The sequence below is a fragment of the Clostridioides sp. GD02377 genome, from assembly GCF_045899875.1.
GTDB lineage: Bacteria > Bacillota > Clostridia > Peptostreptococcales > Peptostreptococcaceae > Clostridioides > Clostridioides difficile_A.
The window spans coordinates 1-14864 of the sequence record NZ_JBJODA010000034.1 but is presented as its reverse complement, the minus strand read 5'-3'; the positions used below and the strand labels follow the sequence as shown (position 1 = coordinate 14864).

The 14864-nt window shown below is 29.5% G+C and carries 20 protein-coding genes; 1 reads left to right on the top strand and 19 read right to left on the bottom strand.

The genetic code is table 11. The annotated features are described in order from the left end of the window. The 5 genes from Q3304_RS19900 to Q3304_RS19880 form a co-directional block, all read right to left on the bottom strand. A partial coding sequence (locus Q3304_RS19900) for a LysM peptidoglycan-binding domain-containing protein (RefSeq protein ID WP_407815090.1) occupies positions 1–689 on the bottom strand: 689 nt, incomplete at its 3' end. 15 nt (positions 690–704) lie between these two features. After that, on the bottom strand, positions 705–3062 hold the full coding sequence (locus tag Q3304_RS19895; protein ID WP_407815091.1) for a tape measure protein: 2358 nt from the start codon (positions 3060–3062) through the stop codon (positions 705–707). 64 nt (positions 3063–3126) lie between these two features. After that, a complete protein-coding gene (locus Q3304_RS19890; protein ID WP_407815092.1) occupies positions 3127–3909 on the bottom strand; it encodes an SHOCT domain-containing protein in 783 nt (260 codons plus the stop codon). 518 nt (positions 3910–4427) lie between these two features. Beyond that, positions 4428–4604 carry a hypothetical protein gene (locus tag Q3304_RS19885; RefSeq protein WP_227453349.1) on the bottom strand — a complete coding sequence of 59 codons (177 nt, stop codon included), beginning with the start codon at positions 4602–4604 and terminating at the stop codon, positions 4428–4430. A 33-nt stretch (positions 4605–4637) separates the two neighbouring features. Further along, the gene (locus tag Q3304_RS19880; protein ID WP_407815093.1) at positions 4638–5423 is read right to left on the bottom strand and encodes an ORF6N domain-containing protein; all 786 of its coding nucleotides are present in this window, start codon (positions 5421–5423) and stop codon (positions 4638–4640) included. A 274-nt stretch (positions 5424–5697) separates the two neighbouring features. Here Q3304_RS19880 and Q3304_RS19875 point away from each other — a divergent pair, with 274 nt between their 5' ends. Next, positions 5698–5910, top strand: coding sequence for a helix-turn-helix transcriptional regulator (locus Q3304_RS19875; protein ID WP_021377386.1), 213 nt, complete (start codon positions 5698–5700; stop codon positions 5908–5910). 758 nt (positions 5911–6668) lie between these two features. Here the strand turns inward: Q3304_RS19875 and Q3304_RS19870 are convergent. The 14 genes from Q3304_RS19870 to Q3304_RS19805 all read right to left on the bottom strand — a co-directional run bounded on the left by Q3304_RS19870 (position 6669) and on the right by Q3304_RS19805 (position 14770). Continuing rightward, a complete protein-coding gene (locus Q3304_RS19870; RefSeq protein ID WP_407815094.1) occupies positions 6669–7805 on the bottom strand; it encodes an RNA-guided endonuclease InsQ/TnpB family protein in 1137 nt (378 codons plus the stop codon). Continuing rightward, positions 7783–8409, bottom strand: coding sequence for an IS607 family transposase (locus tag Q3304_RS19865; RefSeq protein WP_407815095.1), 627 nt, complete (start codon positions 8407–8409; stop codon positions 7783–7785). Before Q3304_RS19865 ends, Q3304_RS19870 begins: the two co-directional genes overlap by 23 nt. Before the next feature lie 133 nt (positions 8410–8542). Beyond that, on the bottom strand, positions 8543–9427 hold the full coding sequence (locus tag Q3304_RS19860) for a Bro-N domain-containing protein (RefSeq protein ID WP_407815096.1): 885 nt from the start codon (positions 9425–9427) through the stop codon (positions 8543–8545). A 121-nt stretch (positions 9428–9548) separates the two neighbouring features. Next, positions 9549–9737 carry a hypothetical protein gene (locus tag Q3304_RS19855; protein ID WP_227868329.1) on the bottom strand — a complete coding sequence of 63 codons (189 nt, stop codon included), beginning with the start codon at positions 9735–9737 and terminating at the stop codon, positions 9549–9551. 209 nt (positions 9738–9946) lie between these two features. Further along, complete coding sequence (locus Q3304_RS19850) at positions 9947–10120, bottom strand: hypothetical protein (RefSeq protein ID WP_407815097.1); 174 nt, start codon at positions 10118–10120, stop codon at positions 9947–9949. Between the two features lie 84 nt (positions 10121–10204). After that, positions 10205–10438, bottom strand: a complete 234-nt coding sequence (locus Q3304_RS19845; RefSeq protein WP_407815098.1) for a hypothetical protein — start codon at positions 10436–10438, stop codon at positions 10205–10207. 146 nt (positions 10439–10584) lie between these two features. Further along, on the bottom strand, positions 10585–10746 hold the full coding sequence (locus tag Q3304_RS19840) for a type I toxin-antitoxin system toxin (protein WP_169469039.1): 162 nt from the start codon (positions 10744–10746) through the stop codon (positions 10585–10587). 339 nt (positions 10747–11085) lie between these two features. Next, complete coding sequence (locus tag Q3304_RS19835; protein WP_407815099.1) at positions 11086–11526, bottom strand: phage tail assembly chaperone; 441 nt, start codon at positions 11524–11526, stop codon at positions 11086–11088. A 71-nt stretch (positions 11527–11597) separates the two neighbouring features. Further along, complete coding sequence (locus Q3304_RS19830; protein WP_009896643.1) at positions 11598–12068, bottom strand: phage tail tube protein; 471 nt, start codon at positions 12066–12068, stop codon at positions 11598–11600. Positions 12069–12087: 19 nt separating this feature from the next. Next, entirely contained in the window at positions 12088–13398 is a 1311-nt protein-coding gene (locus tag Q3304_RS19825; RefSeq protein ID WP_407815470.1) for a phage tail sheath family protein, read from the bottom strand. Then, positions 13399–13584: a hypothetical protein gene (locus Q3304_RS19820; RefSeq protein WP_407815314.1), complete on the bottom strand. Its 186-nt coding sequence runs from the start codon at positions 13582–13584 to the stop codon at positions 13399–13401. Continuing rightward, a complete protein-coding gene (locus Q3304_RS19815; RefSeq protein ID WP_407815313.1) occupies positions 13568–14005 on the bottom strand; it encodes a DUF6838 family protein in 438 nt (145 codons plus the stop codon). The genes Q3304_RS19820 and Q3304_RS19815 overlap by 17 nt, the downstream gene beginning before the upstream one ends. Continuing rightward, the gene (locus Q3304_RS19810; protein WP_407815312.1) at positions 13998–14423 is read right to left on the bottom strand and encodes an HK97 gp10 family phage protein; all 426 of its coding nucleotides are present in this window, start codon (positions 14421–14423) and stop codon (positions 13998–14000) included. Before Q3304_RS19810 ends, Q3304_RS19815 begins: the two co-directional genes overlap by 8 nt. Beyond that, on the bottom strand, positions 14423–14770 hold the full coding sequence (locus Q3304_RS19805) for a hypothetical protein (RefSeq protein WP_407815311.1): 348 nt from the start codon (positions 14768–14770) through the stop codon (positions 14423–14425). The genes Q3304_RS19810 and Q3304_RS19805 overlap by 1 nt, the downstream gene beginning before the upstream one ends. Positions 14771–14864: the final 94 nt, after the last annotated feature.

The window sequence follows — 14864 nt, the reverse complement described above, 5'->3', positions numbered from 1 at the left end:
CCAAGTTTTAACACCTGCCCTTTGTAAATAGTATATTTACTTAAGTTTTTATTCTTATTAGCTTTATCCATCATAGTTTTATTTAACTCATATACTTTCTTATATAGTGAACCATTTCCTAACTGTTTCTGACAAATTGACCAAAGAGAATCACCCGATTTGACTGTATAAGTCTTGGTGTTTGGTGCATTAATTGAATCGACCCTCTTGGGTTCTATCTTTACGCTTGGTCTACCAGTCTCAGTTGTTTTAGGCGGAGCAGGAACTAATTTTTTAGTTGAGTAATCTCTATATTGCTTTAACTTTATTGCAACTTTTGTATCTGAGCCATTTTCTGCATCTTCTACTATGTTATATTCCTCAAGAAATACTTTCATATTAGTGTTAAATAGTACTTTATTCCCAAGTTGTCGAGACACAATAAATTGAAATGGCTTACAATCTGTTTTTAATAGTTCTAGTTTACTTAAAAAGAATTGTACATCCCTAAAAGTCCCTCTGTAAAACGGTAGTTTATTATGTGTAAATTCTGCTTCGAAACTTATTTCAGATAGCCCTTCTTTTTTTAATATATTTACTTCTCCAGTATTTATTAGGTCAACTGTCTTATTTTTATTTGTTACTTTAATCTCTAATTTTGCAGGAGGTATTGGTAATTGCACTCCATCTAAATAAAAATCATAAGCCATTTATATCCCCCCTTTCTAAACTATTCCCTCAGCAGATACAATCATGGCATCGTTTAATTTTTCTGTTAGTACATTAACTATTCCATCTACATCTGCATCTTTACTTATGTTATTTGTATTGTTCATATCAATTTTAATGTTTACTCCTGTAAATCGATTGATAGTTTCTTGCTCTGCAATATCTCTAAGATATTTTAAATCTTCTTGACTTTTATCCATTGTTTTAGCCATCTTTGCAGTATTACCTGCTGTGTCCTTTGCTCCTTTGGCGGCATCGTTCAGTGGAGAATTAAGCCCTGCTGAACCAAATCCATCACCAAGTCCATATTTTTTGTCCCACAAATCATCTAGACCTAAGTCTTTCTTAGCTTTTTCAGCTATCTTGTTAATATCAAAAGCATCTTTTATTTTATTTTCTAAATTTTGACCTACTTTATATCCTTTATTAAAAGAGTCAAATGGATTTTTAATGTCCATATATGGAGCTTTCCAATCTGCTGGTTTAATAGGCTCTTTTAATGTTTTTTGATAGTTTTTTAAACCTCCAACGACAGAGTCTATATTTTTTGTATAACCATGACCAAATGTATCTATATTTACTCCAGGTATTTTATTAATTAATTCAATTAAGCCATTTACCGCTTTTATTGCTAGATTTACTCCATTTATAAATACATTTGCAAGTGTTGTTGCACATCTATCGAAAGAACCACCAACGTCACCCATTGAGTTTATAACGAAATTTGCAAGGTTATAGAATAACATCTGTACTTTATAAACACAGATATTAAATGAGTTAACAAAGAACTCTACAAATGCCATAACTATGTTCCAAGCTGCTGCAAAGACATCATATATACATGCTCCTAGAAAATAGAAAGCTCCCACAATTACTCCAGTTGCAGAAATACTAGTTTTGGCGAAGTGATTAAATATTGCTACTCCCACGAATATCGCTGCTATTACTAAGGCTACAGCTGATACAACCATAACCATAGTTGCACATAGTGTAACATTAGCTCTGCTTACTCCTAAAGTCATCAATTGGTGTATAAGCATTGCTTTTGTAGCAACGTATAATTCTCCAGTAAAAAGTGCTGTCACAAAACACTGTGTAAAAGTAATTGCTGTGTAAATTGTTTGGGCTATTAAAACTGAATATATTATAACTTTGTAGGCAATAAAAGCTCCTACAATACCATAAACTATAGGTGCAATAATACTCCAGTTTTGTGTAAATACATTAGCAACACTTAGTGCTTGTGTTATTATCCATCCCAACCCTTGAGCTACTAGACTAACTCCTACAATTATCATATTAAAAAATCCACTAAATGCTGGACTACTCAATAAATCAATTATTCTATTAAAAACACTATATCCAACAGCTCCCAAGACATACAATGAATCTGTAACATCAGTTATAAAGGTTCGGAATCCCCTACTTGAGACAGTGTCCTCAATTTTCTTTTGTATAGCTCCAAATATCATTACTGCATTATTCTTGATAGATGTGAAAATCTGACCTAAAGTGTAAGGCATTTTTTCAAACTGAGCATTTGTTTCTGCTGATGCTGCAAGCAGAGAATTTTTTACAATATCTGCTGTCAACATTCCTTCGCTTGCCATTCCTCTAATTTTCCCAATGTCCACATCGAGATAATCGGCAATGCTTTTAATAATATTGGGTGCTGACTCAAATACAGCATTCAGTTCCTCACCTCTTAATACGCCAGAACCCAATCCTTGTGTTAACTGCAATAATGCTGAACTCATTTCTTGTGTAGTAGCTCCTGCTATTATAAATTTTTTATTCAATTGTTCAGCAAAGCTTACTATTTCTCTAGTGCTACTAAATGCACTTCCTGCATTCATACCTATACGACTCACTATTTGTGCAGTATCTAAATAAGATGCTCTTGACCTTTCGGCAGATTGGAAAATCATCTTATTTAGTCCTCCGTCAGATAATTGTCCATCGTTTATCATACTCAAGCGTGCATTAGTGTTAGTCATTTGGTCACTTAAACTACCTAAACCTCCTATCGTCTTTAAACCCATATAAGCTCCAGTAATCTTTTTAACACTTCCAAGCAATTTATCTGTATTGCTTGCCCCCTTATTAATATCTTCGTTAAATCTTCTCTGTTGTTCATCTGCTTTTCCTATATTCTGTTCTATTCTAGTTAAGATATTTTCAATATTATTTAAACTCTGCTGAGATGTTTGTATGTTGCCTGTATTAATAGGATTATGCAACCTTTGTTGCAGCCTATCAAAACTGTTAATTGTAGTGTTAATAGCATTAGTCATATTACGAAACGCAGGAGTCATTCCGTCAAAAATTCTAATGGATGTTTGTATTGTAGCCATGTTTTCACTCTCCTTCCTCAAATTTTTACATAAAAAAACACCTACATAAGTAAGTGTCTAGTTATTATAAATTTAATAATTCTTTTTTCTTAGTATTAAATTCTTCTTCTGTTATTGCTCCTATATCTAGTAGCTCTTTCAATCCTTTTACTTGCTCTATTGAACTACTAGTTTTATCTTGTTCATTGTTAGCTTTATCATTGTTTTTTACAATTATTGAAAGTACTGATAAAATCTCTTGTGCTTCATTACAAGCATTTTGGTATATAGATGAATTAGTTTTTGTCCTTGTATTAATCAAATTAATATATTCTAAAGGATTATTAATATTATTAAATGTTATTTTGATTTTAAATGTATTGACAATCTTTCTTGTTGTTTTTTTACCTGTTACACCTCCAACTACAGCTCCAGTTGCACCAAATAAAGCACCCCCAACTACAGCTCTTCCTAAACCACCACTAACTATAGACTCTTCATCTTCTAAAAGTTCAAACTCTATAATTTCATCAGTTGCATATACGGTTTCTATTATATCTCCGCCTTTACGAATATCTGATATTTTAATAAATTTATTATTTTCATCAATTGATATGAATTTATTAATTTTATTTGTCTCAACAAATTTTTCTAATAGTTCTCTATTTTTCTTAGAAAAATTTATAAACTTTCTTATTCCCTCATAGTCTGCTAATACTTGCATTGCACTAGTTGTTTTTAATCTTTCACTAGAGAATATTGTAAAATCAACAAAGCAATTATTGCACAGATATTCATTTTCTAAAACTTTATTTTTACCCTTTCCTCCACATATGCAACATGGTTCTTTAGTTCCAAATAATCCCATAAGATTACCCCCTACATAATTTTATAGCATTATTATACTATATTAGTAAAATTTTTACATTATAATCACATCCTTTCATTAAAAAAACACCTACCTGAGTAAGTGTTTTTTGGTACTTTTATAAATATTTATTTTTACATCCCATGTTATTCTTCAACCCTTGAAGTTTCCCTGCTGCCATGGCTTGTGTTAACATTTAAAAACATCCCATGTTATTCTTCAACTACTTAAAAATGCACATTCTTAAATAAAATAAAACAATATAACCATTGCAAATACTAGCACTAATCAAATTTATCCCAAGTGTCTTTAAATTTCGAATGTTTTTACCTAGCGATTCGCTAGGACGGTGATAATTGCTACATTTGACAACTATCTTTGTGAGTGCCTATCCCAAATTACTTGGGGTGACCTCACATTTAGGATGCGTAATCACCCTATATTTAACACTACAATTATAGCATATTTTGGAAGATAAAGCACTTTTATGCACTTATAAGTGCTTTATCCATATTATTTTACTTATTTTCTCTCTCTTCTTGTTCTCTAAGAATACCTCTCAATATCTCTGCATATTCTTGAAATTTTTCTTCATCATTTTGTTTTAATTTATATAATAATGTAGCAAACTTCACAAAGTATTCTACATCTTCATCAGTTTTTAAATTATACTCATTAAGTAAACTTTCACGCATTTTATTAATCCCCCTCAAACTCAAAACTAAAATCTAATTATTTTTATACAATATATAATAGTTTTTCTTGTCTCCTTTAACAGAAATGGGATTATTATTTTCTTTCAACCACACTTTGACCTTTTCTGTAACCTTATTAGAATATTTGGTTACAGTACCAGTCCAAGAGCCATTGGTTTCTAGTACTGTTTTCATTTCATTTTCTTTAATATCAAGCTTTCTTATAATTTGTTTAACTGCTTGAAATGCTGGTTTATTAGACATTGTGTAAAGCCCTAACTTTCTTGCAATCTGTTTTGTATCATAAAAATGTTCCTTTTCTTCAATTTCAAGTGGAATATCAACTCCTGCTTTTTTAAAAAATGTTTTAGCAACAAGAAATTGCATACTTTTATCAATTTTTAAATCCTCAAAAATCGGAGTTATTAATTTAATTGACTCATTTACTGCTTCTAATGTTTTTATTTCTTCTCTTACTCTGAAATAACTATTTACTAATTGTCTTTGTACCTTCCATGCTAAGTCGTCTGTAAAAGATTTTACTAACATTAGATAACCTGTTTCAGTTAATAAGATTAATTCTCTTGCATTACTGCCAACGAAATTCGTTGTCTGTTTAATTGTTGATAATTCTTTTCCTTCTAAATAAAAATAGTCCTCATCTTTTATAAAGTGTTTCTTATTCTCTCTAAAATTTCTACCTGCTGTTCCTTCTACTCTTTCATGTACTTTGTCAATTTCTTTAAATGTCACTACTCTTTGATTATTAAATTCCTTAACTTGCATTTCTTGATTGTTAATTAGTACTAGATTGTTCATAAAAATACACTCCTTAATTGATTTTTTTTAAGGAATGACATATAATTATATTACATATTAGTTATATGTCATAAGGAATATTTAAACTTTGACGAGAGAGAATATTCCTTATTTTATTCCTTTTATCTTTATTTCTATAAAGATTTCTTTATCTTTATACTCTAATAATACATTATTTAGTAAATAATGTCAATACTTTTTATTTATTTTAATAAATATATCTTTACTTTAACAAAGATATATAGTATTATATAAATATACAGGAGGTATTAACATGTCTATAAAATTTTTCAAACTAATTGACTTACTAAACAGAAGAGGCATAACTAAGGAAGAGCTAAGGTTAAAAATAGGAGCTTCTTCTACCACAATAGCAAAATTATCTTCAAATAAAAATGTTTCCCTTGATGTTATTGATAAAATATGTAAAGCTTTAGACTGCCAACCAGGCGACATTATGGAATATGAAGATGATGAAAAACTATAAGCAAAACAAAAGCACCTACCACAAAAGTAAGTGCTTTCTTTTTTCTATTTAATTTTGAATCCACATAGTTAATATAAAATCAAGTATTGTGTAGTGTGTTATTCTTTTTATTCTCTCTTTACATACCACTTAGTTAATATAAAATTAGTGGATATAGAAACAGCTGCATTTTCTATACAAACTTTACATACCACTTAGTTAATATAAAATTAAATCAGTGTTAGATTTATATGATAAAATAATGAGCTTTACATACCACTTAGTTAATATAAAACCTAACTGTAGACTCTAAAGAATGTGTACCTTTAGTACCATTTACATACCACATAGTTAATATAACTCTTATCTCCATTATACCATTTTTTAACATATAAAGCACTTGAAACAGTGAGATATCCAAGTGCTTTATCTATTTATTTAATTATTTTTCTCTAATTTTTTCTCAGAAAGTTTATATACTACATTTTCTATCTTATTATATATATATCTATATCTGTTTCTCTTCTTTTCAAAAGTTTAATCATACATTCTTCTTTTCTCTTTTAGGTATACATATTAAGTAAATTTTCACACATTGTATTAATCCCGTTGCCAAAAATCTATAAATATCTATAAATCTTGTTTAATTCCTAATTCATTGTGTCCTATTTTGAAAACTATAAATAGTTATCTACTTTAGTTTGATATAACACTCCATAGGCTTAAATTCGGATACAACGAATCCTACATATTAGCATTATCTTGTTGGTGATACTATGCTAATTTAAGCAACCACGTTGGCGATTACTTTTATATTTTGAAAGATTAATACTTGCATTTAAATCTCTATCAATAGTTAAACCACATTCACATTTATATAATCTATCTTTAAGTTTTAAATCCTTTTTAATCTCTCCACATTGGCTACAAGTCTTACTTGATGGATAAAACCTATCGACTACTACTAACTCAATCCCTCTGAGTTTGCATTTATATTCAAGTTGCCTTCTAAACTCATAGAAGCCTTGTTTTGATATAGCTTTAGATAAGTGTTTATTTTTCATCATATTAGAAACTGCTAAATCCTCTATTACAACTCTATATGGCTTGGTTTTCACTATATTTGTAGTTGTTTGATGAAGATAGTTATTTCTAATGTTAGTCAATCTTCTGTGTACTTGTTGTATCTGCTTTTCAAGTTTTATGATATTTTTAGTTTTGACAAACTCCTTTCCTTTTTTATTTTGTTCATATTTTCTACTTACTTGTTTTTGTAATTTTTTCAATCTTTTTTCGATTTTTCTAACTACATAAGTTTTATTTATATTTTTATAAATTGTACCATCAGAGCAAATTGCTAGGTCTTTAAGACCTAAATCTATTCCTAATGATATATCTGTTAATTCTTCTTTAATTTCTTCTTGCTCTATACCTACTGAAATATACCAGTATTTGTTGTCATAACTTATCCTTGGGTTGCTATACTTGACTCCAATAGGCAGTTGCTCATTTGTTTTTATCCAACCAACTTTTTCAATATTAACTAATTTGTCTTCTTTAACTTTTAACTTACAATTATCGTTGTAGAAGGATTTTTTACTTTTCCTTCTACTCTTAAATCGTGGCTTATCTGATAAGCCTTTGAAAAATCTTTTGTAAGCATCACAACCATCTTTAATAGATTGTTTGGATACATTATTAGATACTTCTTTAAGCCAACTTAATTCAGATTTCTTTAATTTAGTTATTTCTTTTCTTAATTCATTGTCTGAAATGAATTTACCACCATTTTTATAATTTTCTTCTTGCTTTGCAAGTGTCCAATTATATATAAATCTTGCAGTACCTACGGATTGCCATAGTTTTTGCTCCTGAAGTTCACTTGGGCATAATCTAACTTTCTTCGATAGTATCATCTTCTAATAACTCCTTAATCATTTTCTTAGCCTTATGACTTCTTTTACCTTGAAGTCTTGCACTAAATACAGTTACTATTTGTATCATATCCTCAACTAACTCTTGCTCACCACTTCTTTCAGTATTATCAATTATTTCAATAGTAGTTCCATATTTGTCACAAAGATTTTCTATTAGTTCATATCCAAATCGAATTAACCTATCTTTGTAAAGTACTACTATTTTATCTACTTCTGAATTAGTTATCATATCTATTAGTTGATTTAATCCTTTTTTATTGTAGTTAATTCCACTTCCTATATCTATTATGATTTCAAATTGATACCCTTTAGCAAACATATATGTTTTAACATTCTGTATCTGCCTTTCGAGGTCATCTTTTTGTTTGTGAGAACTAACTCTACAATATCCAATAGTTTTTTTATTTAGTTGCTTATATTGTTTCAAACCTAAAAAATGATTAAGTTGTTCCTGAGAGTAATATCTTGTACCACCTTCGGTTATATGGTGTGGTTTTAAAGTACCTTTGCTATCCCAATTCCTAAGAGTTTGAATTGTTTTACCTATTTTATTTGCAAATTCTCCTATTGAGTAATATTTCATTTGTTTATCACCTCAATAGTAGTATATCATAATCTATAATTTATTTTTATATTTTTATAGATATTTATAGATTTTATTTAGCAGTCGTTACACCCAAAACCAAACTAAAATAAATTATTTAATACAATATCATTTACTCAATCTTATAAACCACATGATAATTCTTCTTTTCACCCTGTATCTTTGTAGGTCTATTATTCTCCTCTATCCATTTGCTAATCTTGCCTATTACACTCTCTGAATACTTATTTACACTTCCACTCCAACCTTTTTTACTTTCCAGTACTACTAATTTTTCATTATCTTGTATATTTAACTTCTTAATAATTTCACCTACTGCATGAAACGCAGGTTTGTTAGACTTAGAATAAATGTTTAACTTAGTTGCTATCTGTACTGTATCATAAAAATGTTCCTTTTCTTCTATTTCAAGAGGTAACTCTATTCCTGCCTTTTTGTAAATAGTCTTTGCTGTAAGTAACTTTGCTTTTTCATCTATTCCAGCACCATCTAAAAATGGAGTCAAAATTTCTATAGTCTTATTAACTGTGTCTAGGCTTTCTATTTCATTTGCCTTGTCACGTAGTGCTTGAGGGTTGGCATTGTTAGTTATGTATGCACCTGTTTGTCTTATACTTGGTAAAACTTCTCGTCTAAGCCATTTTCTAAACTGTACACCAATTGGTTTATCTGTGTATTGTAAAAATCCATACAAACCATCTTCATAAAAAATAGTTAAGTTTGGAGTATGTTTATTTATTATATTTGAACTGACTAAAGTATTCTTAGTCACTTCATTAACTATATTCTTAAATCTCTTTAAATCTTCCTTAATTAAAACTTCAAATTCTAAACCATTCTCAAAAGCTTCTGCTTCAACACATTGATTTATTGTTACAGTAGCATCTGCATATCCAAATAATTCTACTATTTGTTTTGCTATCCAGCATGGTTTGTCATTCCACATAAAAGTATAAATTTTACTTCCATTAAACTCTTTTACTATTAAATTTTCCATAACTATTACACTCCTTAAAATTGATTTTTTTCAAGGAATGACGTATACTATAGTTAGTTGATGTATAGTATACGTCAATAAGGGATGTTCAATCTTTGGTCGGGGAGAACGTCCCTTATTTTTATTCCTCTTTTTCTAATTCTTCATTAATCTTTTCTTCAAGCCAAATAGTTTTAGTCTTATTCTGCTTTTTTAAATGTTCTTCAATTTTTTCTACTTTCTCTCTATCTAATAGAACACTAAAAGTTTTTTTATTCTGTCGTCTTTGCTTGAAGTAATCTGCTCTACTGCTATCAGTAATAACTTTCACCTCTTTTCTGTATCGCGACACTTTTCAAGAGTTTTTACTAATTTTTTCTAATTATTTTACTCAACCGACCAATTTGAGCAAAACAAAAGCACCTACATGTTTGTAAGTGCTTCCTTTTCTTTATTTAGTCCATATACTACAAATATAAAATTTTTACATATTATTCTTAATATAAACAAATCTCCCTAATATACCATGCTATAATTAATTCAAGAGGTATTGGTAGATACTTCTAAACTAATTATGAGAGGATGGTGAATATATGGTATTTGAAAGTATTTATGAGTACTGTTAGTAGCAGATGAAAATATAATGGCAACTGCTGAATTTTCTGAAATTCCTGGCATAGGTATTACTCCTGCTGAAAGAGATTTAAAATTCATACGCTTAGATTCTCCCTGTTCTGATGAATGTCCATTTTGGGGAACTTTTGATTGTGAATTAGTTAAGGTAGCTCTAAAAATGTACTAAATCTTTATTCCTGGACCCATTTTAAGACCTGTAATTTTAGATAACTTCTTAAATGTGGTCCAGTGATATACACAAATCTTTTTTTCATAACATTCAAATCTATATTCACATCTACAACATGGATTATCTTCTTTTTTTATTACTTCATCATCTTTTTTAAGTACATATGCTTGAATGTGTCTGGCAATACAATATAAATTTTTTCTTGTAAGTTCTATATCTTTATCCATTTAATCACCTTCTTTTTGTACAAAAAAATACTTGCTATTAAAACAAGTACTTTGCATATTTTTTCTAATTTGTGGTATAATAATAGCAAGAAGAACTACAATCTATTTGACAGTAGAGTGAAGTTCATAATTTAAACAATTAGTAATTATTTAAATTTGTGGAACTTGATTTTAAAATCAAATTCCCAGCCACTTTTACTCTTGCCACGAGTTGAGTGGCTTTTTACTTGCGTAAATACTTTACAAATTAAGCAAAATATTAAACTAGCAATAACGCCAGCTATTACATTAAGTAAAAAGTTATTCATACTTCCCACCTCCTTTCATTAGGAAGTAGGTTTTATCCCAGTATGAATTCCACTCTATAAATTATAGGTTACATCTTCTTGCTAAAATTATTATAACATATATTACTTACATATTTTACCTATTATACATTTATTTCATATTTTTCTATCTCCTTCTACCTCTCTTTTTCTCTCTTTCAGCTTCTTTCATCGCTTCTTCTTCATCCTCTATTTTAACAAGTATTGAGGCGGCTGCTAATGCTCTCTCATTAACTTCTAAATTCATATAATCACCTGGTTTCCACTTTAATTTTTGAATACAATAATGAGTGATGCTAGCATCAAAATCGCCACCTCTGATTAGTTTTTTGCTTCTTCTACTTTATCTTCAAATGTTGTATCAAATCCATTGACTTCATTTACTTTTACAGTGTAATTTACATACTCACCTGCTGTAAGCATTGTTTTTAATAACTGAGCTTCTCCCATTACTCCATAACTATTTTGTAACTCTGCATCCTTTAAGTCAGGAAATACTGTTGATGCTACACATAATTCAGCTACATAACTGTTGTAGTCAATTTCACTAGTGTATTGTCCTGTATGTTTTCCATTATTGCCTACAACTTTCACCCTTTTAGTGCAATTTCTTCTTAATACTTCATCCTCCTCAGAAGATAAAACTTTTAATTCCCATTCAACTGGTTTTCCTTCTTCATCTAAAAATCTATCACTTGTTATATATTTTACATTATCAACCTTTATTGCATTTTGACTTAAAAAAGCACTTAAATTACTCATATTATTCTAATCTCCTTTTATTTTAATTTTCTACATAAAAAATACACATCTATAAATTATAAATGTGTATTCTACTCCATCCCATTTATTATGTTGAACTTTTCAACTAATTCCCAATCCTCACAGGTAAAGTCCATATCTTCATCAAGATACTCACCATCAGCATCAAATTTAACTATAATTCCACTATCCATGTTGCAGTCTTTAAGTATTATAGTTTGACGCCCAGCTGAACTCGTTGGGTCTTCATTAGTCACCTGTATATCAAAGTAAATATCCTCACCAGTCTCTTTATATCTATAAAGAAGCTCTCTAAATATAGAAGTATTATAGTGAAATGTTGCACTTCCTGTGTACTTGCTTCCAGTACTTTTATTTCCTTTTGTAGTGCTTCCTAAGATAGGAACTTCACTTTTATTTTTCTCCATTTTAGCTTCTAAATTAATAGCTTGCATAAAGTTATATCTTTTACCTTCAATAGTAACATAACATTCCGCTTTAGATGCACTTATTGTATCTCTTGCTTTTATTTGTTGAAACATAAACTTAACACTCTCCTTTCTAGCTTACTGAAACAGTCATATAAAGCTTACTCATAGCATTAATTACTTTAACACCATCAGATACTATTACCGTTTTCTTATCATTTCCAAGCTCTACACTGACATCATCAGTTTTAAAATCTTCTATTGCTCTAATATTTTCTAATTCCTTGTGATGCTTAACAACATCATTCCAGAAGCTTATTCTTCCTGCTGCATCATTTGGTACTTTACCTAAGTATTTTGTATTAAATAGTGTTGCTATATCATTAGCTATTTGGTCAAGCACTCTAACGCTTTGATTACTTGAAAAATCATCATTCTTATCATCTGTAAAACTAACAAAAGTATTTATATCCTCTAGCACATGAACTTCATCACCAACCTTGTGGAATATAAACTTACCTGTTTTTAGAGCTTCTTCGAGTTGTATTTGTGTATAATTAACATCAACATCAAACTCACCATCATACTTTTTATTTGTATTAGATTTATTTATATCGCATCCTGCTATAGCTCCAGTAGCCCAATAAATTAAGTTAGATTCTAGTAATCCAGTATCTTTAATTTTATTTTCTACAGATACTACACCTTCGTAATCTGAATCACTTTTCTTATATAATACAGTTTGAAACTTAGCTCCTACCTTATCTCTCATTCTTTTTGTAAACTCTACAAACAAACTTTTAATCTCTGTTGTTGTTGCTAAACATCCTAAAGCATTAAATGAGTAGCTTTCTATTTTATCTAAGAAAGCTTGATATTCTGTCCCTGTAATCGCTTCTCCATTAGTACCACCAGTAAATACAAGTCCTGCACTTGCTTCTAGTGTTGCATCCTTCTTCCAAGTGATATAGTCATTGTCAATTAAATCTGTAATGACTTTTGCTATTTGTGTATCTACTTTCTTATTATCCAAAAGTGTTACAACATCAAATTTAGTGTTATCATCTATATTTGTTGTAACTATTACTTTTAAGTCATTACCTCTTATACCACTGCATCTAGCTGTAGCAATACTACAACTAGCTTTAACTCCTTTGTTTAGTTTATAAAAGTATCCTAGTCGTATGTTTTTAAATAAATCTCTAAGACCTTTTAACTTCTCATGAGTGTAATCATATCCAAAATACTTCGCTGAATACTTTTCAAAATCATCACTACTTACTTGAAATACTTCTTCATCAATACCCCAATCAAGTTCAATTGGCATTGCAACAATCCCTCTATCACTAAGAGAACTTGTTGCCCTCTTAGCTGAGATAAAATTTATATAAGTGCCTGGAAGTATTTTATTTTGTGTTACGAATGTTCCTCCACCTAAAGCCATCTAACTCACTCCTTTCATAAATTTATTTATTCTATCATCCACTTCTGAAAAAGAATATAACTCATTTTCTTTTAAAATTGCATTTAATAAATCTTTTCTACTTATATACTTCTTAGAATTAACTATCTGTTCCTTAGTGAACTTGTAGCTATCTTCTTTACTTAATGTTTTACTCAAAATTATCACCTCTCTTTAGACCGCCAAACAATTCAACTCCATTCATTTTTTCTGTATCATTACTTTTTATAGTGAAATAGTTATAATCAACAAAGAAATGTAGTACATTATCTATAATTTCAAAGTTCATATTCGTACCTCTTACTAAATCTCCATCAATTTCTATATACTCTAATTCCTCTAACAACATTTCAGCTATCTCATTTATTTCAAAACTCTTATCTTTTGAACGTGGAAAATAATGTACATCAAATGAATTTTTCTTCAACTCTCTTCCATTTGGATATGGTACTTTACTTGGATTTAGAGGACAAATAAAAAAACAAGGTTCATTTATACCTTGCTCCACATCTTCACTATAAATTGTATATTTTTCTCCAAATGTCCCATCTAATTTAACAGATATTCCATCTATAATATTATTAAGCATCAAATACTCCTTTAAGTAATATTAATAACTTTTTCTCTATAATCTTATCAACTTGACTTTGTAGTTCCATCTCTGAAATAGTTAAGAAATGTTGTCCTTTAACCCATCCCTTGCCACTCTTAGTTCTATGACCAAATTCAACATAACTTGCATATGTTGTTGGGTTAACAACTTCTATAATATAATTATTACCTTGCTTAAATACAGGAAGTGACCTCGCATAAGCTACTCCACTCCAACCTTCTCTTAGAAATCCAGTGTCGACTGGTGTTCTTCTAATTACTTTTCCAAGTAATCGTGCTGCTAATTCTCTTGCTGCATCCTTACAAAACTTATCTAAATCAATCTTTGTAAGCTTCTCCATCCTTTTACAAACTCTTTTAAGCTCTCTAAAATCAACACTGCCCCATCTAGCCATTAAGCTTTATCCTTAAGTAATTCTAATATTAATTCTTGATGATTAGGGTATATAGCAGATTCTCCACTTCTTACATACTCTTTATCATTTATAATAAGTTTTGAACCTGCCTTAATATTTATATTTGGAGATATAAAGAGTTTAATAGTTTGTGTAAGCTTAGCTACTTTTCCCTGTTCTGTAGAAGTAATATTCTTATATGAAAGTTTACATGGTTGATTTTCTAATACAACTACTTCTTTATTGTTAGTTCGTTTTGTAATAGGGTCTTTGACTGGTTGATATTCTACTATAGTACATTTATCTCTATACATCATTTCTATTGCTTTCCTTGGTTTGCTTACCATCTTAAACACCTAAAAGTTAATATTTTATTCTTACCATAAGTCAAAAGATAGTTTACAAAAGTGTCAAAGCGTTGTTCAGGTGTTTGTGAGCCAC